Raw genomic sequence first — 18,151 nt, 5'->3', positions numbered from 1 at the left:
ACACGTGAATCGCATACGCAGCCAGGGAGGGTGTCATGACTACGACATCGACGACATACGCACGCACGACCTCGAACCGGATCGGCGTGACGGCCGTCGCTGTGCGCCCTGCCTTCCGCGGTCCGCTCCGCTAGCTGACCATCCCGCTCGACGCCCCGGCGTCGGGCGACGGCGGGCCACTGGTGCAGGCAGGGCTCGGCGGCTCCGCGCATCGCGTCACGCCACGACACGTCACGTCGGCGTCGCCGACGTGCTGGACGGCCGGTGGCCGCGGGCGGCGAGAGTGCTTGATCCGATCCGTCCGTCCAGATCCGCTCGCACCCAGCCCGGCGAGTCGTGCCGGGAACCGCCCGCCGCTCGCGCTCCACCCACCCACATCCTCCGCCGCGCGCGTCCTCACGCCCGTGGCCGCAGAGCACGTCCGGCCGTGCATCGGCCGACTACAGAAGGAATGACACGTGTCCACCTCACCGCCCGCATCGCCCGACCAGGCGCCGTCCGAGCGGCACGGCCCCCGGCCCGGCACCATCGCCGTGCTCATGCGGCTGCTGCCGTTCGCCCGGCCCGCCATGCCCAGCATCATCGCGGGCATGGTGGTGGCGCTCATCGGCTCGCTGCTGTCGCTCGTGATCCCGCAGATCCTCCGCGGGCTCGTCGACGGACCGCTCGGCGACGGCGACTCGGCGGCCGTCGTGCCCGCCGTGCTCCTGATCCTCGGCCTCGGGATCCTCGAGGCCGCGATGATCGCGCTCCGCCGCTGGTTCGTGCTGAAGCCCGGCACGCTCATGGAGGCGGACATGCGGAACGCGTTCTACCGGAAGCTGCAGCGGCTCCCGGTCGCGTTCCACGACCGGTGGCAGAGCGGGCAGCTGCTCTCGCGCATGGTCAGCGACCTCAACCTCATCCGGCGCTGGATGGCCTTCGGCCTGGTGCTGTTCATCGTCAACATCCTCACGATCCTCGTGGGCATCGGCTTCCTGGTCTCCATCGACTGGCGCCTCGGCCTCGGCTTCCTCGTCTGCTCCATCCCGCTCTGGGTCTACGGCTACCTCTTCGAGCAGAAGTACTCGTCGGTCGCCCGGCTCAGCCAGGACCAGTCCGGCGACCTCGCGACGAGCGTCGAGCAGTCGGTGCACGGGATCCGCGTGCTGAAGGCCTTCGGTCGCGGCAAGCACATGCACGACGCGTTCGCCGAGCAGGCGGAGGAGCTGCGCGGCACGGAGATCAAGAAGGCGAAGGCCATCGCCGGCATCTGGCTCTGGCTGCTGCTCGTACCGGACCTGACCTTCGCGCTGGCGCTGCTCGGCGGCGTGCTGCTCGCGGCCGGCGGGCAGATCTCGGTGGGCGACCTCGTGGCGTTCTTCGCGACCGCGGCGGTGCTGCGCTGGCCGATCGAGTCGGTGGGCTTCCTGCTGTCGATGACCTTCGACGCGCGCACGGCCATCGACCGCTACTTCGAGGTGATGGATGAGGACGACACGATCACGGACCCCGCGACGCCCGTGCGCATCCAGGAGCCCCGTGGCCGCCTCGTCTTCCGCGGCGCGCGCTTCCGCTACCAGGATGCCGTCCCGGGCCAGCCCGACCTCATCGACGGGGTGGACCTCGACCTGCAGCCGGGGGAGACCATGGCGCTCGTCGGGATCACCGGCTGCGGCAAGTCCACGCTCACGGCGCTCACGACCCGGCTGTACGACGTGACGGGCGGCAGCGTCGAGCTCGACGGCGTGGACATCCGCAACCTCGGACTCGAGGAGCTGCGCAGCCGCATCGCGATGGCGTTCGAGGACGCCACGCTGTTCTCCTCGAGCGTCCGCGACAACGTGCTGCTCGGTCGCCCGGACCTCGCCGACGGCGGACCCGAGGCGGAGCGCGTGCTGCGGGAGGCGCTCGATATCGCCCAGGCCGGCTTCGTGCACGACCTGCCCGACGGCGTCGACACGACCGTGGGGGAGGAGGGGCTCAGCCTCTCCGGCGGGCAGCGGCAGCGGCTCGCGCTCGCGCGCGCGGTCGCAGCGGCACCCGACGTGCTCGTCCTCGACGACCCGCTCTCGGCGCTCGACGTCGACACGGAGGCGCTCGTCGAGGCGGCGCTGCGCCGCGTGCTCGCGTCCACCACAGCGCTGATCGTGGCGCACCGCCCCTCGACCGTGATGCTCGCGGACCGGGTGGCGCTCATGCAGGACGGCCGCATCACCGCGGTCGGCCGGCACTCCGACCTGCTCGCCACGAGCGAGCACTACCGGTTCGTCATCTCGAGCCTCGACGTGGAAGGGAACACCGTGCGCGAGGAGGCCTCAGCATGAGCGTCACCGGAGTCACCGGCGAGGAGAGGGACGACTTCTCCCGCGAGGAGAGCAAGCAGATCCGCCGCCGCTCAACGCGGCTGCTCGTCAGCACCATCCAGCCGGTCAAGCGGACGCTGATCCTCACGGCCGCGACGATCCTCGTAGCCACCGCGGCGAACGTCGCCGGGCCCGCCCTCATCGGCATCGGCCTCGACCGCGCGCTCCCGGCGCTCCTGGACACCGGCGACTTCACGGGCCTCGCGCTCGTGATCGGCGCCTACGTCCTGGTGGCGATCACGGGGGCCGTGCTCGTCGCGAAGTACCAGGTGATGTCGGCGCGCATCGCGCAGGAGATCCTTCTCGACCTCCGCAAGCGCATGTTCCTGCACACGCAGAAGCTGAGCCTGGAGTTCCACGAGACGTACACGTCCGGCCGGATCATCTCCCGCCAGACGAGCGACCTCGACTCGATCCGGGAGCTGCTGAACGGCGGCATCAACCAGCTCGTGCAGGGCGCGCTCTACATGGCGTTCACCGCCATCGCGCTGTTCTCGTTCGACTGGGTGTCGGGCCTCGTGCTGCTCGCAGCGCTCGTGCCGCTGTTCTTCCTGAGCCTCTGGTTCGCCGTGAAGTCGCAGGCGCTGTTCCGCCAGACGCGCGTGAAGTCCGCGCGGCTGATCGTGCACTTCGTCGAGACGATGACGGGCATCCGCGCGGTGAAGGCCTTCCGCAAGGAGAAGCGCAACGCGGAGGAGTTCTCCGAGCACGTGGAGGGCTACCGCGACACCAACATGCGCGTGATCCAGGTATTCGGGATCTTCGACCCGGGTCTCATCCTCATCGGCAACGTCACGGTCGCCGTGGTGCTGCTCGTCGGCGGCCTCCGCGTCGCGGACGGGCAGCTCGGCATCGGCGCGCTGCTCGCGGTCGTGCTCTACACACGGCAGTTCTTCGGGCCGGCGCAGGACATGGCGATGTTCTACAACAGCTACCAGTCGGCGTCGGCCGCGCTCGAGAAGATCTCGGGCGTGCTCGAGGAGGAGCCGAGCGTGCCGGACCCCGTGCAGCCGGTCGACCTGTGGGAGTCCACGGGCCACGTCTCCTTCGAGGGCGTCGAGTTCGGCTACGGCAAGGGCAAGACGATCCTGCCGCGCTTCGACCTCGACATGCCGGCGGGGCAGACCATCGCACTCGTCGGATCCACCGGCGCGGGCAAGACGACGCTCGCGAAGCTCATCTCCCGGTTCTACGACCCGTCCGACGGACGCGTGGCCCTCGACGGGATCGACCTCCGCGACCTGCACCCGAAGGACCTCCGCCGCGCCATCGTGATGGTGACGCAGGAGGCGTACCTCTTCTCCGGATCCGTCGCCGACAACATCGCGATCGGCAAGCCGGACGCGACCCGGGGCGAGATCCGGGCGGCCGCGGAGGCCGTAGGGGCGCACACGTTCATCGAGTCGCTGCCGGACGGCTACGACACCGACGTGAACAAGCGCGGCGGCCGGGTGTCGGCGGGGCAGCGCCAGCTGATCTCCTTCGCGCGGGCGTTCCTCGCGGACCCGGCCGTGCTGATCCTCGACGAGGCGACGAGCTCGCTCGACATCCCGAGCGAGCGACTCGTGCAGCAGGGGCTCACCACCTTGCTCGCCGACCGGACGGCGATCATCATCGCGCACCGGCTCTCGACCGTCGCGATCGCGGACCGCGTGCTCGTGATGGAGCAGGGCCGCATCGTCGAGGACGGGACCCCGGAGTCGCTCATCCAGGGCACCGGCCGGTTCTCGCAGCTGCACGCAGCGTGGCGGGAGTCGCTGGTCTAGCTGTACTGGGTCATGACGTTGGTGACACTCGGGCCGCGGGCGTGAGCCCGTGGCTTGAGTGGATTCGTTCAGTGTTGTAGTGCTCGATGAAGGGGTCAAGCGCGTCGGCGCGGTGTTGGTTGCTGGTGAAGGGTTGCCGGTAGGCCCACTCGGTCGCGAGGGTCCGGTTGAAGCGCTCGACCTTGCCGTTCTGCCAGGGGCAGTGCGGGCGGATGAACTTCTGCCGCGCGCCCAGGTCCTGGACGGCGTTCTTGAACGCGGTCGAGTGCCGGTAGGCGAACGCGTTGTCCGTGATGACCCGCTCGATCCGGGTGATCCCGCGCCCGGCGAAGTACGCCGCTGCGCGGGTCAGGAACCCGGCCGCGGTCGCGCCTTTCTCATCGGGATGGATCTCCGCGTAGGCGAGACGGGTGTGGTCATCGACCGCGGCATGGACGTAATCGAACCCGATCCCGCGGCCGCGGACCTGCTCGCTGCGCCCGTGGACCCGCCAGCCGCCTCCGTCCGGGATCCTCCCGAGCTTCTTCACGTCCACGTGGATCAGATCACCCGGATGCTCGTGCTCATACCGGTGCGCCGTTGACCGGGATGCCCGGATCACGGCCCCGGTGACGGGGTCCAACCATGCCAACGGCGGCGCCCCGTGCCGGCGCAGGATGCGGGAGATCGTACGGGATGGAACACCTGTCACCGGCGCCAGCCGCGCAGGACCCGCCCGCAACTGGGCCCGCGCTTCCAGCACGGCCCGTTCCCGCTCCGGGCTCGTTCGCCTCGGTACTGACCGGGGCCGCGATGACCGATCCGTCAGCCCTCGCAGCCCCTCGGCACGGAACCGGTTCACCCATCGATGCGCGCACTGCCGCGACACCCCCAGCTCCCGCGCGACGTGCGCGACCGGCCGACGATCCTCCACCACCCGCCGCACGAGGAGAACCCTCCCGTGAACCGTCAGACGAGCATTACCGTGGGACATCGAGGCCTCCTGGCGATGGTTGAACTGAACAGCTCCATCAAGCCAGGAGGCCTCTTCACACGCCCCGAAGTGTCACCAACGTCACGGCCGAGTACACCTAGAGCGCCTCGTGGCGCTCCGGCTCATCGACTGACGGCGTCGTCCCCGGGTGCGGCGGCACCGGCGTCGGCATCCGCGTTCGTGCGGGTCCCGGCGGCCAGCTCGGCCGTGCGCGTCGCGCGGACCTTGCGGCGCTGGTCGACGAACGCGACCGCGGCCACCACGGTCGCGATGCCGCCCGCGACGAGCGTGCCCGTCACCTCGCCGACGCCGTCCGCCTGCACGGCGGCCACGAGGATCGCGACGGTGAAGGCGGCGATGACGACCCCGACCGCGAGGATCAGCCAGGAGAGCAGGCCCTTCGCGCGGGCGTCGGGGGTGCGGGTGGCCATGCGCCCATCCTCCCACGGGCGTCGCGGGGTGCCGGGTCGGCGGCCGCCCGTGCATCCGATGGGAGACGGTGACGCGGGAAGCGAGCGGGCGTAGCGTCGGAGACGTCCCATCCACCGAACGAAGGAGCGCGAATGAGTGCAGACGACAAGGCCCAGAACACCGGCGAGAAGCTCGCGGGGAAGGCCAAGGAGGCCTTCGGCAAGGTCAGCGGCGACGACAGCAAGGTCGCCGAGGGCAAGACGCAGCAGTCCGGAGCCAGCGCCAAGCAGGCCGGCGAGAACATCAAGGACGTCTTCAAGAAGTAGGACTTCCGGAGGGACGTCCCTCCTGAGAGGCGAGGGGCCGGGTGTCGAGCATCCGGCCCCTCGTCACGCCCGGGGGCCGGCCCGCCGCCTCAGACGGTCGGATCCCCGTCGGCCAGCGCCCGGAGCGCGCGGCGGTCGGGCTTGCCGGACGGCAGGCTCGGCATCGCGTCGATCCCCCGGACGAGCGTGGATCCCGCGACGCGTCCGAGGCGCGCGGCGAGCTCGCGCCGCACGCGCTCCGCGAGCTCGAGATCCACGACGCCGGGCACGAAGACGACCGGGCGCTGCCCCCACCCCGCGTGCTCGCCCGGCACCGCGACGGCCTCGCCGAGGCCCGCCCGCCACGCGGCCAGCGACCGCACGGCCTCCTCCACCGCGGCCAGCCGCAGCTTCTCGCCGCCGGAGATCACGACGTCGTCGAGGCGTCCGATGATGCGCAGCACGCCGTCCACCAGCTCGCCGCCGTCGCCCGTGCGGTACCAGCGGCGGCCGTCGTGCTCGGCGAACGCCGCGTCGGTCGCGGCCGGGTCGCCGAGGTAGCCCTCCGCGAGCATCGGGCCGGCGAGCTCCACCTGGCCGTCGACTACCGCGACCTCGGCCGTCGCGACCGGCACGCCGTCGTACACGCAGCCGCCCGCGGTCTCGCTGGATCCGTAGGTGCGCACCACGCGCCAGCCCAGCGCGGCCGCGCGGTCGACGAGGTGCGGCGGGGTCGCCTGGCCGCCCACGAGGATCGCGTCGAGGCCGCGGACGGCGTCGCGGATCCGCCGGGTGTCGTCCCCGGTCGCCGCCCGGTCGACACCCGCGCCTCCCTCCGCCGCGTCGACGAGCCGGTGCAGCTGCGTGGGCACGAGCGACGTGTAGCGGGCCACGCGCGCGTCGAGGGATCCGGCGAGCTCCGCGAAGGCGCGCGGGTCGAAGCTCCCGGGTGCGAGGACGGCGGGCGCCGTGCCCGCCGCGATCGAGCGCACGATCACCTGGAGGCCGGCGATGTAGTGGGTGGGGAGCGCGAGGATCCATTGACCGGGCGCCCCGAGCGCCGCCTGCGACGCGGCGGCGCTCGCCAGCAGCGCGTCCGACGACAGGGCGACGCGCTTCGGCCGGGAGGTGGTGCCGGACGTCTCGACGACGAGCGCGACCCGGCGCTCGACCTCGGCGGGCGGCGGCGGATCCCCGGCGGCGACGGCAGCGGCGGGCGCGTCCACCGGCCGCGCGAGCAGCGCCGGCCCGTCGCCCGCGAGCGCCGCGCGGAGGAGCGGCACGACATCGGCGCCCGAGGCGGTCAGGCGCGCGAGCGGCCTCACGGGACGAGACCCGCGCGGATCAGAACTGCCACGGATACGGCGACCAGTCGGGCGCGCGCTTCTCGAGGAAGGAGTCGCGGCCCTCGACGGCCTCGTCCGTGCCGTAGGCGAGCCGCGTGGCCTCCCCCGCGAACACCTGCTGGCCGACCATGCCGTCGTCCACCGCGTTGAACGCGTACTTGAGCATGCGGATCGCGGTGGGCGACTTGCCGAGGATCGTCTCGGCCCAGTCGAGCGCGGTCGACTCCAGCTCGGCGTGCGGGACGACGCGGTTCACCGCGCCCATCTCGTACATGCGCTGGGCGCTGTGCTCCTCGGCGAGGAAGAACACCTCGCGCGCGGCCTTCTGGCCGACCTGGCGGGCGAAGTACGCGGATCCGTAGCCGCCGTCGAACGAGCCGACGTCCGCGTCGGTCTGCTTGAAGCGGCCGTGCTCGGCGGAGGCGATCGTCAGGTCGCACACCACGTGCAGCGAGTGCCCGCCGCCGGCCGCCCAGCCGGGGACGACCGCGATGACGACCTTCGGCATGAAGCGGATCAGCCGCTGCACCTCGAGGATGTGCAGGCGTCCGGCGCGCGCCGGGTCGACGCCCTCCGCGGTCTCGCCCTCGCCGTACTTGTAGCCGTCGCGTCCGCGGATCCGCTGGTCGCCGCCGCTGCAGAACGCCCAGCCGCCGTCCTTCGGGCTGGGCCCGTTGCCGGTGAGGAGCACGACGCCGATGCGCGGATCCTGCCGGGCGTCGTCGAGCGCCTGGTACAGCTCGTCGACCGTACGCGGACGGAACGCGTTCCGCACCTCGGGCCGGTCGAACGCGATGCGCGCGATCCGGCCCGTGAGGTCGTGGTGGTAGGTGATGTCGGTGAAGTCCTCCGCGAGGGGGACGTCGCGCCAGCGGGTGGGATCGTGGATGTCAGAGACCTGCTTCACCATGCGTCCAGCCTAGGCGGCACCCCGCCGGGCGCCCGCGGGTGCGAGGCTGGTTCCATGCTCCCCGCCCTCGATGACCTCCTCGCCACCGCCCGCGTCGTCGCCCTGCCGCTCCGCACGCGCTTTCGCGGCCTCGACGTGCGCGAGGCCGTGCTGATCGAGGGGCCGCTCGGCTGGACGGAGTTCTCGCCGTTCACGGAGTACGACGACGCCGAGTCCGCCGCCTGGCTCGTCGCCGCGTTCGACTTCGGGTGGACCGCGCCGCCCGCGCCCCTGCGGGACCACGTGCTCGTGAACGCGACGATCCCCGCCGTCGAGGCGTCGCGCGTCGCCGAGGTGCTCGCGCGCTTCCCGGGCTGCCGCACCGCGAAGGTCAAGGTCGCCGAGCGCGGCACGACGCTCGCGGACGACGTGACGCGCGTCGCCGAGGTGCGCCGCCTGCTCGGCCCCGAGGGCCGCGTGCGCATCGACGCGAACGCGGCATGGAACGTCGACGAGGCGGAGCACGCGATCCACGCCCTCGCGGAGCACGACCTCGAGTACGCGGAGCAGCCGTGCGCGTCGGTGGAGGAGCTCGCCGAGCTGCGCGGGCGGATCCGCCACCTGGGCGTGCCGATCGCCGCCGATGAGAGCGTGCGCAAGGCCGATGACCCGCTGCGGGTCGCCCGGGCCGGCGCCGCCGACCTGCTGGTGATCAAGGCGCAGCCGCTCGGCGGGATCCACCGCGCGCTGCGGATCACCCGCGACGCGGGCCTGCCCGTGGTGGTCTCGAGCGCGCTCGACACGAGCGTCGGGATCTCGATGGCCGCGCACCTCGCGGCCGCGATCCCCGAGCTCCCGCACGACTGCGGCCTCGGCACGGTCTCGCTCTTCGTCGAGGACGTGGTGGCCGAGCCGCTCGTGCCGGTCGACGGCCGGATCCCGGTGCGGCGCGTGACGCCGGACGCGAGCCTCCTGGACGCCCACGCTGCCGACGCCGACCGCCGCGCCTGGTGGCTCGACCGGATCCGCCGCACGCACGCCGTGCTCGCCCGCGCGTGACCCGATCGGCGGCAGCGCGAGCGGCGGCAGCCCGAGCGGCTACAGCCCGCTGTAGGTGTGCAGCCCCTTGAAGAACACGTTGACGACGCCGAAGTTGAACATGACGGCGGAGAACCCGATGATGGCGAGCCACGCCGAGCGCGACCCGCGCCAGCCGCGCGTGGCCCGCGCGTGGATGTAGCCGGCGTAGAGCACCCAGATGATGAAGGTCCAGACCTCCTTGGTGTCCCAGCCCCAGTAGCGGCCCCACGCGCGCTCGGCCCAGACGGCGCCGGCCATGAGCGTGAAGGTCCAGAAGATGAAGCCCACGATGTTGAGGCGGTACGCCATCGACTCGAGCGTGACCGAGTCGGGCAGCGTGGCGAGGAAGCGCATCTTGGCGGCCTGCGCGTCGGCGGCCAGCGACTCGCGCCGGAACTGCAGCAGCTGCACGCCCGAGAGCGCGAACGCGAGGGCGAAGAAGCCGGTGCCGAGCGCGGCGACGAAGACGTGGATCACGAGCCAGTACGACTGCAGCGACGGCGGCAGCGGTGCCACCTCGACGCGGTACTGGACCACCGCGATGCCCAGCAGGATGAGGATGAGGCCCGTGACGAAGGTGCCGAGGAAGCGCAGGTCGCGGCGCGTGAGCACGATGAGGTAGACGCTGAGGATGAGCAGCGTGCCGGTCATGGCGAACTCGTACATGTTGGCCCACGGCACGCGCGAGGCGGCGAGGCCCCGCAGCACGGTGGCGATCGCGTGCGCGACGAACCCGACGACGAGCAGAACCATGGCGACGTTGAGGCTGAGGGATCGGCCGGCGGCGACGGGCGCGCCCGGCCCGGTGGCGACGCGGCCACCGCCTGACGACGCGGGCTCGCGCTCGATGGTGGTGGTGCCTCCGCGGCGCGCGGCGGTGGCGCCGACGGCGGAGGGCTGACGTGCCGCGGTGGTGGCCGCGTCCGCCACGAGCGCGGAGCGCCGCGCGAGGTCGAGGGCGAACGCGATGAACGCGGCCGCGTAGAGCCCCATCGCGACGATGAGCGCGATGAGGGAGACGTCGTCGAGCATGGCCGTGTTCACGAGTGGAGCCTAACTTCTGCATCTGACACGGCGTCCGGCGTGAGACCGGCGACGTGCGTGGAGGCCAGGGCCGCGACGGCGGCCTCCAGCGTGGGGTCCTCGCCGCGGGCGAGTCCCGCGTACTCGAGGGTCGTGGATCCGTCGGCCTGCGGCACCGCCTTCACCCACACGCGCCGGCGCGGCACGAAGAGGGAGGTGAGCAGGCCGCCGAGCACGAGGATCGCGAACAGCAGCACCCAGCGCTGCGTCGGGTCGTGGTGCACGTCGAACGAGACGAAGCGCGGCACGGAGTCGAGGCTCACGCTGCCGAGGCCGTCGGGCAGGTCCGTCGTCTGGCCGGGGGCGAGCTCGATGGACTGGACGCCCGTCTTGCCGCCGGTGAGCTGCGTCAGGTTCCCCGTGTCGAGCGTGTAGACGGACGTCGGCACGCCGCCGTCGATCCCGAGGTCACCCGTGTAGACGTTCAACGTCAGCAGCGGGTTGTCGAGGTCGGGGTAGGAGGAGAAGAACGGCGCCTTCTCCGCGCCCTGCGTCGGGTAGAAGAAGCCGAGCATCCCGACCTGCTCGCGCAGCCCGTCCGGCACCTTGACGACGCCGAGGGACGTGAGCTTCGCATCCTGCGGGAGGAACGGCACGTCGGCGCTGTAGACGACGGTGCCCTGGGGATCACGCACCGTCACGTGCGGCGCGTACCCGTTGCCGAGCAGGTACATGTCGGTGCCGCCGATGGCCAGAGGGTCATTGACCTTCACCTCGCGGTCCTGCGGCTGTCCGCCCGGCACGTCCGCGGTGACGTCGGCCGTGAAGTCGAGCGGCTGGCCGATGGCGTTCGGGTTCTCCTGCTCGTACTGCACGTGCAGGGCGTTGAGCTTCACGCGGTACGGGGTGAGCGATGAGTCGTCGAAGAAGCGGCCCGGGTTGAACGAGTCGAAGGTGGAGAGCGTGTTCACGAACGACTGCCCCTCCACGAGCACCTTCTGCCCGGAGTAGCCGAAGCCGCCGCCGATGCCGACCGTGACGAGGATCCCCACGAGCGCGGAGTGGAAGACCAGGTTGCCGGTCTCGCGCATGTAGCCGCGCTCGGCCGAGACGGAGAGCACGCCGCCCGCGTCCGACGCGTCGTCGACGAGGACGGTGCGGTAGCGCTGGCGCTTGAGCAGCGCGCGCGCCTGGCGGATCGCGTCGACCGGATCCGCGGTGGTCGCCCGCGTCGTGTACCCGGCGAGGCGGGAGAGCCGGGCGGGCGTCTTGGGCGGCGCCTGGCGGAGCGCATCGAAGTGGTGCTTGGCGCGCGGCACGACGCAGCCGATGAGGCTGATGAACAGCAGCAGGTAGATGGAGGAGAACCAGACGGAGCTGTACGTGTCGAACACCTGGAGCTTGTCGAGGATCGGGTACAGGTCCGGGTTGTCGGCGCGGAACTGCGTCACGCCGTTCGGGTCGGAGCTGCGCTGCGGCACGAGGGATCCGGGGATCGCTGCGAACGCGAGCATCAGCAGCAGGAACAGCGCCGTGCGCATGCTCGTGAGCTGACGCCAGAACCACCGCAGCGTGCCGAGGAAGCCGAGCTTGGGCTGCGTGATGGGCGCCCCCTCGCGCGGCGCCTGCCGCGGGGAGTCGACGTGGTCAGATGGCCGGGACATACGTGGCGATCACCCCCTGGAGCTGGAGCATCCACGCCGACCAGAGGCCGGAGACCATGAGCACGCCGGTGATGACCAGCAGCGCTCCCCCCACGAGGTTGAGGGTGCGGATGTGGCGACGGAGGAACCCGACGGTGCGCGTCATCCAGCCGAGGCCGAGGGCCACGAGGAGGAACGGCACGCCGAGCCCGATGCAGTAGGCCACCCCGAGCAGCACGCCGCGGCCCGCGTCGGCCGAGGTGAGGCTCATGGAGATGACGACGGCGAGCGTCGGGCCGATGCAGGGCGCCCAGCCGATGCCGAACACGACGCCGAGGAGCGGCGCGCCCGCGAGGCCGGTCGCCGGGCGCCACGAGCTCTTCACCTGCCGCTGCAGGAAGCCGAGCCGACCGGTGAAGACGAGTCCCATGACGATGAGGACCACGCCGAGGATGCGCGTGATGACGTCCTGCCAGCGCATGAGCCAGAAGCCGGCCGTGGCCGAGACGAGCGTGGTGACGATGAAGACGGCGGAGAAGCCGAGCACGAACAGCGCCGTGCCGAGGAGCAGCCGGCGACGCGTCGCCGATCCGCCCTTCGCCTCCGCCATGCCGCCGATGTACCCGAGGTAGCCGGGCACGAGCGGCAGCACGCACGGCGACGCGAACGAGACCAGGCCCGCGAGCAGCGCGAGCGGCACCGCGACGAGGAGCTGGCCGGAGAGGACGCTCTGGATCTGGTCCACCTACCCCGCCGCCTCGGCGACGGTGTCCTTCACGAGCGTGCGGAGCACCCCGGGGTCGATCTGCCCGAGCACCCGGGAGGCGACGCGCCCCTGGCGGTCGAGGATGATGGTGGCGGGCACGGCGTTCGGCGCGATGGTGCCGGCGAACGCGAGCTGCATGGACGTGTCCTCGACGTCGAGGACGGACGGGTAGGTGATGCCGTAGGTCTTGTCGAAGGAGTCGACGTTCGGGCGCTGGTCGCGCGTGTTGACGCCGAGGAACTTGACGCCGTCGGGCGCGTGCTCCTCGCTCGCGGCCTGCAGGTCCTTCGCCTCGAGGCGGCAGGGCGGGCACTCGGCGTACCAGAAGTTGAGGACCGTGACGGCGCCGACGTAGTCAGCCGAGGTGATCTCCGTGCCGTCCGACAGCGTGCCGGAGAACTCGACGGGTGCCGCGCGCTCGGCGAGCGGGATCTCGGTGAACGTGCCGTCGCCGGCGATGTAGCGCTTGTTGTCGCCGGCCTTGAACTCGGCGGCGAGCGGATCCTCGGTGCAGCCCGAGAGCGCGACGGCACCCAGCACGGCGGATGCGGCGGCGGCGAGGATGCTGCGACGGCTGACGCCGGGCATCACACCGCCCCCTGGTCGACGGCGTCGGCGGCGAGACCGGCCGCCGGGTCGATGTAGCCCGTCTCGACGAAGCGGTCGCCGACGCGCTCGACCGTGGTGATGCTCGACAGGGCGCAGCGGCGCTGGCGCGGGTCGTGGAAGAGGCGCTCGCCCGAGAGGGAGAGGTGGACCATCCAGATGGGCAGCTGGTGGCTGACGATGACGACGTCGCCGTCGGGCACGGAGCGGTACGCGGCCTTCACGGCCTCCGCCATGCGCGCGGCGATGGAGCGGTACGACTCGCCCCAGCTGGGCTTCACGGGATCGACGACCAGCGGCCAGAGGCGCGGCGAGCGCGCGATGCGGGCGGGCGAGGGGAACTTGGATCCCTCGAAGCGGTTGGTGGGCTCGATGACCCGCTCGTCGGTCTGGACCTCGAGGGCGAAGCGCTCGGCCCACGGGGCCGCGGACTCCTGCGCGCGCTGCAGCGGCGAGGCGATGACGCGGTTGACGGGGGCACCCGCCTCCTCCAGCGCCTGCGCGGCGGCGTCGGCCATGCGGTGGCCGAGCTCGGAGAGGCCGTATCCCGGGATGCGTCCGTAGAGGACTCCGTGCGGGTTGTGCACCTCGCCATGGCGGACGAGATGGATTCGTGAGGCGACCACCCGTCAAGTGTAGGTGGCGAGCAGATGTACAACCGCCGAGGATCAGACGCAACCCCCTGCGCTAATCATTCGTCCCCAATAAGATTGTGCGCACCGGTGGGGGCCGGCCTCTCGAGACCGGCTTCGACCGGATATTACGTGTGTATACAAACGTTTGGGCCCCAAAGGAATCGCACGCTAAGTTAGGTGCTCGAGGTCGTGATCCGGCCTCCCAGCGAGAGCCCTGTGGAACACGGGACCTCGCAGAGACCCCCGTCTAACGGACGCGGGCCCGCATGACGATGCCGTCCGCGACGGCACGGAAGGAACGGGCACCATGACGATGACACCGACCAGGACCACGGCCGCCGAGACCGCCTCCGACACCGAGCTCGACCACATCGAGTCCGCCCGCCCCGTGGATCCGTACGCGGACTCCGACCTCCCCGAGCCCTCGCTCGTCACCCCCGGCGCCAGCACCGACGCCGTGAAGGACTACCTGCGCCAGATCGGCCGCGTGCCGCTGCTGACCGCCGAGCTCGAGGTGAGCGTCGCCCGCCGCATCGAGGTGGGCGTGCTGTCGCAGGAGGTCCTCGACACCCGCACCGACCTCACCCCCGCCGAGCGCCGCGAGTACCAGACGCTGGCCCAGGACGGGATGCGCGCCAAGCAGCACCTCGTGAACGCGAACCTGCGCCTCGTCGTCAGCATCGCCAAGCGCTACACGGGCCGCGGCCTGCCGTTCCTGGACCTCATCCAGGAGGGCAACATGGGCCTCGTCCGCGCCGTCGAGAAGTTCGACTACCAGGCCGGCTTCAAGTTCTCGACCTACGCGTCCTGGTGGATCAAGCAGTCCATCACCCGCGGCATGGCCGACACGAGCCGCACCATCCGGATCCCCGTGCACACGGTCGAGCACATCAACCGCATCAACGCCGTGCAGCGCGAGCTCGGAGACGAGCTCGGCCGCGACCCCTCCATGGAGGAGATCGCGCGCGAGTCCGACACGCCCGTCACCAAGGTGCGCTACCTGCTCGACCGCGCGCAGGAGCCCATGTCGCTGCAGGTCCTCGTGGGCGGCAGCGGCGGCGACGGCGACACCGAGATGGCCGACCTCATCGAGGACGCCGACGTCACGCAGCCCATCGACGTGGTGACGCAGCAGCTCATGGCCGCGCACGTCACGCGCCTCATCGACGGGCTCGCCGAGCGCGACGCCGAGGTCGTGCGGATGCGCTTCGGCCTGGCCGGCCTCGAGCCGCGCTCGCTCGCCTTCGTGAGCCAGCAGCTCGGCGTGACGCGCGAGCGCGTGCGCCAGATCGAGAAGAAGGTGCTCGCCAAGCTCCGCATCCCGGAGCTGGAGATGTACATCCGCGGCTGATCCCGCCGCACGACACGAGGGCCGTCCGCGCACGTCGCGGGCGGCCCTCGTGTGCACGAGGTCGCCCGGCTTGATCCGGTCAGGCGGAGTCGCGGATCACGAGGTCGGTCGGCAGCACGATGCTCGCGGGCCGCTCCCCCTCGATCACCTGCATGAGCAGGCGCACCATCTCGGAGCTGACGCGGTCGAACGGCTGCCGCATCGTGGTGAGGGCCGGCGACGCGGTGGCGGCGACGGGCGAGTCGTCGAACCCGCCGACGGCGACGTCCTCGGGCACGCGGCGGCCGCGCTCGGCGAGCACACGCAACGCGCCCGTCGCCATGAGATCGTTGGCGGCGAACACCGCGTCGAGGTCCGGAGCCCGTTCGAGCAGCTCGGCCATCGCCCGCGCGCCGCTCTCCACTCCGTAGTCCCCGACCGCGACGAGCGCCGGATCGAAGGCGTCGCCGAGCTCGGCCCGATATCCCTCGAGCCGCTTCGTGCCGCCCGAGGTGTCCGGCGGGCCCGTGATCGTCTCGACGCGCGTGCGCCCGAGGCCGCGCAGATGCGCCGTCATGGTGCGCGCGCCCTCCTCGTCGTCCGCCGCGACGTAGCCGAGGCTCCGCTCGAAGCCGAGGGGCACCCCGCACGCGACGACCGGCACGCCCGCGAGGTGGATGTCGTTGACGAGGTCCCGCGCTCCGCTGTGCCACGACACGAGCAGCACGCCGTCGATGTGGCCCGCGATGATGAACTCCTTCGCCCGCCGCTGCTCGTCCGGCGTGCCCGCCATGATCAGCACGAGCGACACATCGCGCTCGGCGAGCGCCTCCGCCGTGCCGCGCATCAGCCGGGAGAAGTTCGGGTCCTCGAACAGGAGCTCGTGCCGCTCCGTGAGGAGGAACGCCACAGAGTCGGATCGGCGCGTGACCAGCCCTCGGGCGTGGGGGTTCACGCGGTACTGCGTCTTCTTGATCGCCGCGTTGACGGCCTGCAGCTTGTCCGCGCTCACCCAGTGGCCGCCGTTGAGGACGCGGGACACGGTGCCCCGGGACACCCCCGCCTCGGCCGCGACGTCCTCGATGGTGGGACGCCGCCTGCCGCTTCTGGTGACCATGGCGCGAGTCTAGGGTCGCCCCCCCTTACTTGACGGCGCCGGCCGCGAGGTCGACGCGCCAGAACCGCTGCAGCAGCAGGAACATCGCGATGAGCGGCAGGATCGACAGCAGGGCCCCCGTGATCACGAGCGTGTACATCGACGGCGCCGACGCCCCCTGGTTCAGCAGGCCGTTGAGCCCGACCGTGAGCGGGAACAGGCTGTCGTCGCCGAGCATGATGTACGGCAGCAGGAAGTTGTTCCAGATCGCGACGAACTGGAACAGCAGGATCGTGACGAGGCCCGGCAGCATCATCGGCATCGCGATGCGGTGGAACACGTACATCTCTTTCGCGCCGTCGGTGCGCGCCGCCTCCATGACATCGGTCGGCACGGACGCCGCCGAGTAGATCCGAGCGAGGTAGATGCCGTAGGGGCTGATGATCTGCGGCAGCAGCACCGCCCAGTACGTGTTGGTGAGGCCCACCTGCGCCATCAAGAAGTACTGCGGGATGGCGAGGATCACACCGGGGACCAGCACACCCATGAGCAGTACGGTGAACACGGCGTCGCGGCCGGGGAACGCAAACTTCGCGAGCACGTAGCCGGACAGCGCGGAGACGTAGGTGGAGAGGATGGCGCCGACGCCCGCGTAGAGGGCGGTGTTGAGCATCCAGCGCCAGTAGATGCCGTCGCGGTAGGCGCTGAGCTCGGCGATGTTCGCGAACAGGTTGGCGCTCGGCGCGAACGTGAAGGTGGAGAACAGCTCGCCCGAGCTCTTGGTCGAGGCCATGACGACCCAGACGACGGGCAGCAGGCAGTAGACGGCGCCGAGGATCAGGATGACGGTCGCGACCGCGCTGGGACGACCGGGCGCGCGGCGGCGCGGGGCGAGCGGTGGGGTGAGGGCGCGCTCGCCAGCGGCGCGCGGGGCGGTGATCGTGGACACGGGTCAGTCCTCCTGTCCGAAGGCGCGCTTCTGCACGACGCGGAGGAACAGGAACGACACGAGGAACGTGGCTCCTGCGATCACGATCGAGCTGGCGGCCGCCGAGTAGATGTCGTCGCGCGTGAACGCGTCGCGGTAGATCTTCATGAGCGGCGTCCAGCTCGTGGAGAGGGTGTTGGTGAGGGGACGCAGCGTCGTCGGCTCGGCGAAGACCTGCAGCGTCGCGATGATCGAGAATAAGCCGGTCATGATGAGCGATGGCGTGATGATGGGGATCTTGATGCGCAGCGCCACCTGCACCTCGCTCGCGCCGTCGATGCGGGCGGCCTCGTAGATCTCGGTGGGCACGGCCTTGAGGGACGTGTACATCACGATCATGTTGAAGCCGACGCCGCCCCATAGCGCGATGTTGGCGATGCCGAACATGATGAGGCCGCTGGACAGCACCTCGGGTGCGTCCCATCCGACGAGGTCCGCGAGGTAGTAGAAGGGGCTCACGGCCGGCAGGTAGAGGAAGCCCCAGAGCAGTGAGCTGATGACCGCCGGGACGGCGTAGGGCAGGAAGATCGCGACGCGCGAGAAGCCCGTGGCCCGGGAGCGCCGGGAGTCGAGCAGGAGCGCGAACAGCAGGGCGAGGCCGAGCATGCACGGGATGAGGATGAGCCCGTAGAGGAGGACCCGGCCGACCGACGCGGCGAACTCGGGATCCCCGAGCGCACCCGCGTAGTTGTCGAGCCCGGCGAAGACCGTGGTACTGCCGCCCGAGCCCAGCCCGAGGCCCACGACCTGCTTTCTCTGGAAACTGAGCATCAGCGTGTAGACGATGGGGGCGAGCATGAACAGGGCGAACAGGATGATACCCGGGGCGAGCATCGCATAGGGCACCAGCACGCGCGAGCGGAACGTGCCGTGCGTGCGCGGACGCGCCGCGGGGAGGCGCGGTGCGGAGCCTGCGCCGGTGGGGGTCGGGCGCGCGGGCGCCGCCGTC

Annotated in this window: 17 protein-coding genes; 5 read left to right on the top strand and 12 right to left on the bottom strand. The window is 71.3% G+C overall.

Going from position 1 to position 18,151, the window contains the following annotated elements:
- Positions 1–539 precede the first annotated feature (539 nt).
- Entirely contained in the window at positions 540–2,306 is a 1,767-nt protein-coding gene (locus CMS_RS12770) for an ABC transporter ATP-binding protein (RefSeq protein WP_223842791.1), read from the top strand.
- A complete protein-coding gene (locus tag CMS_RS12765) occupies positions 2,303–4,111 on the top strand; it encodes an ABC transporter ATP-binding protein (RefSeq protein ID WP_012299852.1) in 1,809 nt (602 codons plus the stop codon). The genes CMS_RS12770 and CMS_RS12765 overlap by 4 nt, the downstream gene beginning before the upstream one ends.
- 10 nt (positions 4,112–4,121) lie before the next feature.
- Here the strand turns inward: CMS_RS12765 and CMS_RS16715 are convergent, their stop codons facing one another.
- Positions 4,122–5,084 (bottom strand): IS481-like element IS1121 family transposase, encoded by a 963-nt coding sequence (locus CMS_RS16715; protein WP_012296866.1) that lies wholly within the window; start codon positions 5,082–5,084, stop codon positions 4,122–4,124.
- A 122-nt stretch (positions 5,085–5,206) separates the two neighbouring features.
- Complete coding sequence (locus CMS_RS12755; RefSeq protein ID WP_012299851.1) at positions 5,207–5,515, bottom strand: hypothetical protein; 309 nt, start codon at positions 5,513–5,515, stop codon at positions 5,207–5,209.
- A 132-nt stretch (positions 5,516–5,647) separates the two neighbouring features.
- Here CMS_RS12755 and CMS_RS12750 point away from each other — a divergent pair, with 132 nt between their 5' ends.
- Positions 5,648–5,821 carry a CsbD family protein gene (locus CMS_RS12750; protein WP_012299850.1) on the top strand — a complete coding sequence of 58 codons (174 nt, stop codon included), beginning with the start codon at positions 5,648–5,650 and terminating at the stop codon, positions 5,819–5,821.
- An 89-nt stretch (positions 5,822–5,910) separates the two neighbouring features.
- On the opposite strand, the gene CMS_RS12745 is transcribed toward CMS_RS12750, so the two are convergent.
- Both CMS_RS12745 and CMS_RS12740 read right to left on the bottom strand, forming a co-directional pair.
- Complete coding sequence (locus CMS_RS12745) at positions 5,911–7,125, bottom strand: AMP-binding protein (RefSeq protein ID WP_086935920.1); 1,215 nt, start codon at positions 7,123–7,125, stop codon at positions 5,911–5,913.
- A 19-nt stretch (positions 7,126–7,144) separates the two neighbouring features.
- Positions 7,145–8,056 (bottom strand): 1,4-dihydroxy-2-naphthoyl-CoA synthase, encoded by a 912-nt coding sequence (locus CMS_RS12740; RefSeq protein ID WP_012299848.1) that lies wholly within the window; start codon positions 8,054–8,056, stop codon positions 7,145–7,147.
- Between the two features lie 54 nt (positions 8,057–8,110).
- On the opposite strand from CMS_RS12740, the gene CMS_RS12735 reads away from it, so the two are divergent.
- Entirely contained in the window at positions 8,111–9,094 is a 984-nt protein-coding gene (locus CMS_RS12735; RefSeq protein WP_012299847.1) for an o-succinylbenzoate synthase, read from the top strand.
- 39 nt (positions 9,095–9,133) lie between these two features.
- Here the strand turns inward: CMS_RS12735 and ccsB are convergent, their stop codons facing one another.
- From ccsB to CMS_RS12710, 5 genes are read right to left on the bottom strand one after another with little or no spacing between them, the layout of a single operon-like run.
- Entirely contained in the window at positions 9,134–10,159 is a 1,026-nt protein-coding gene (gene ccsB, locus CMS_RS12730) for a c-type cytochrome biogenesis protein CcsB (protein ID WP_012299846.1), read from the bottom strand.
- Complete coding sequence (gene resB / locus CMS_RS12725; protein WP_012299845.1) at positions 10,156–11,802, bottom strand: cytochrome c biogenesis protein ResB; 1,647 nt, start codon at positions 11,800–11,802, stop codon at positions 10,156–10,158. Before resB ends, ccsB begins: the two co-directional genes overlap by 4 nt.
- Entirely contained in the window at positions 11,786–12,526 is a 741-nt protein-coding gene (locus tag CMS_RS12720; protein ID WP_012299844.1) for a cytochrome c biogenesis CcdA family protein, read from the bottom strand. The genes resB and CMS_RS12720 overlap by 17 nt, the downstream gene beginning before the upstream one ends.
- Entirely contained in the window at positions 12,527–13,135 is a 609-nt protein-coding gene (locus tag CMS_RS12715) for a TlpA family protein disulfide reductase (RefSeq protein WP_041465057.1), read from the bottom strand.
- A complete protein-coding gene (locus CMS_RS12710; RefSeq protein ID WP_041464692.1) occupies positions 13,135–13,779 on the bottom strand; it encodes a histidine phosphatase family protein in 645 nt (214 codons plus the stop codon). The genes CMS_RS12715 and CMS_RS12710 overlap by 1 nt, the downstream gene beginning before the upstream one ends.
- Positions 13,780–14,095: 316 nt before the next feature.
- Between CMS_RS12710 and CMS_RS12705 the strand changes: the two genes are divergently transcribed.
- Complete coding sequence (locus tag CMS_RS12705; protein ID WP_012299841.1) at positions 14,096–15,139, top strand: sigma-70 family RNA polymerase sigma factor; 1,044 nt, start codon at positions 14,096–14,098, stop codon at positions 15,137–15,139.
- A gap of 79 nt (positions 15,140–15,218) precedes the next feature.
- On the opposite strand, the gene CMS_RS12700 is transcribed toward CMS_RS12705, so the two are convergent.
- From CMS_RS12700 to CMS_RS12690, 3 genes are read right to left on the bottom strand one after another with little or no spacing between them, the layout of a single operon-like run.
- Entirely contained in the window at positions 15,219–16,235 is a 1,017-nt protein-coding gene (locus CMS_RS12700; protein ID WP_012299840.1) for a LacI family DNA-binding transcriptional regulator, read from the bottom strand.
- A 25-nt stretch (positions 16,236–16,260) separates the two neighbouring features.
- The gene (locus tag CMS_RS12695; protein WP_012299839.1) at positions 16,261–17,163 is read right to left on the bottom strand and encodes a carbohydrate ABC transporter permease; all 903 of its coding nucleotides are present in this window, start codon (positions 17,161–17,163) and stop codon (positions 16,261–16,263) included.
- A 3-nt stretch (positions 17,164–17,166) separates the two neighbouring features.
- Entirely contained in the window at positions 17,167–18,036 is an 870-nt protein-coding gene (locus CMS_RS12690) for a carbohydrate ABC transporter permease (protein ID WP_086935963.1), read from the bottom strand.
- Positions 18,037–18,151: the final 115 nt, after the last annotated feature.

Source organism: Clavibacter sepedonicus (assembly GCF_000069225.1).
Lineage (GTDB): Bacteria > Actinomycetota > Actinomycetes > Actinomycetales > Microbacteriaceae > Clavibacter > Clavibacter sepedonicus.
Note: the sequence above shows the minus strand (reverse complement) of the source record. Positions and strands in the feature narration are given on the sequence as shown.

What these genes read in the sequence shown, in the direction of transcription:
- CMS_RS12770 (WP_223842791.1), top strand. Translation starts at nt 540, where the DNA reads ATGCGGCTGCTGCCGTTCGCCCGGCCCGCCATGCCCAGCATCATCGCG.
- CMS_RS12765 (WP_012299852.1), top strand. Translation starts at nt 2,303, where the DNA reads ATGAGCGTCACCGGAGTCACCGGCGAGGAGAGGGACGACTTCTCCCGC.
- CMS_RS16715 (WP_012296866.1), bottom strand. Translation starts at nt 5,084, where the DNA reads ATGTCCCACGGTAATGCTCGTCTGACGGTTCACGGGAGGGTTCTCCTC.
- CMS_RS12755 (WP_012299851.1), bottom strand. Translation starts at nt 5,515, where the DNA reads ATGGCCACCCGCACCCCCGACGCCCGCGCGAAGGGCCTGCTCTCCTGG.
- CMS_RS12750 (WP_012299850.1), top strand. Translation starts at nt 5,648, where the DNA reads ATGAGTGCAGACGACAAGGCCCAGAACACCGGCGAGAAGCTCGCGGGG.
- CMS_RS12740 (WP_012299848.1), bottom strand. Translation starts at nt 8,056, where the DNA reads ATGGTGAAGCAGGTCTCTGACATCCACGATCCCACCCGCTGGCGCGAC.
- CMS_RS12735 (WP_012299847.1), top strand. Translation starts at nt 8,111, where the DNA reads ATGCTCCCCGCCCTCGATGACCTCCTCGCCACCGCCCGCGTCGTCGCC.
- resB (WP_012299845.1), bottom strand. Translation starts at nt 11,802, where the DNA reads ATGTCCCGGCCATCTGACCACGTCGACTCCCCGCGGCAGGCGCCGCGC.
- CMS_RS12715 (WP_041465057.1), bottom strand. Translation starts at nt 13,135, where the DNA reads ATGCCCGGCGTCAGCCGTCGCAGCATCCTCGCCGCCGCCGCATCCGCC.
- CMS_RS12705 (WP_012299841.1), top strand. Translation starts at nt 14,096, where the DNA reads ATGACGATGACACCGACCAGGACCACGGCCGCCGAGACCGCCTCCGAC.
- CMS_RS12700 (WP_012299840.1), bottom strand. Translation starts at nt 16,235, where the DNA reads ATGGTCACCAGAAGCGGCAGGCGGCGTCCCACCATCGAGGACGTCGCG.
- CMS_RS12690 (WP_086935963.1), bottom strand. Translation starts at nt 18,036, where the DNA reads ATGCTCGCCCCGGGTATCATCCTGTTCGCCCTGTTCATGCTCGCCCCC.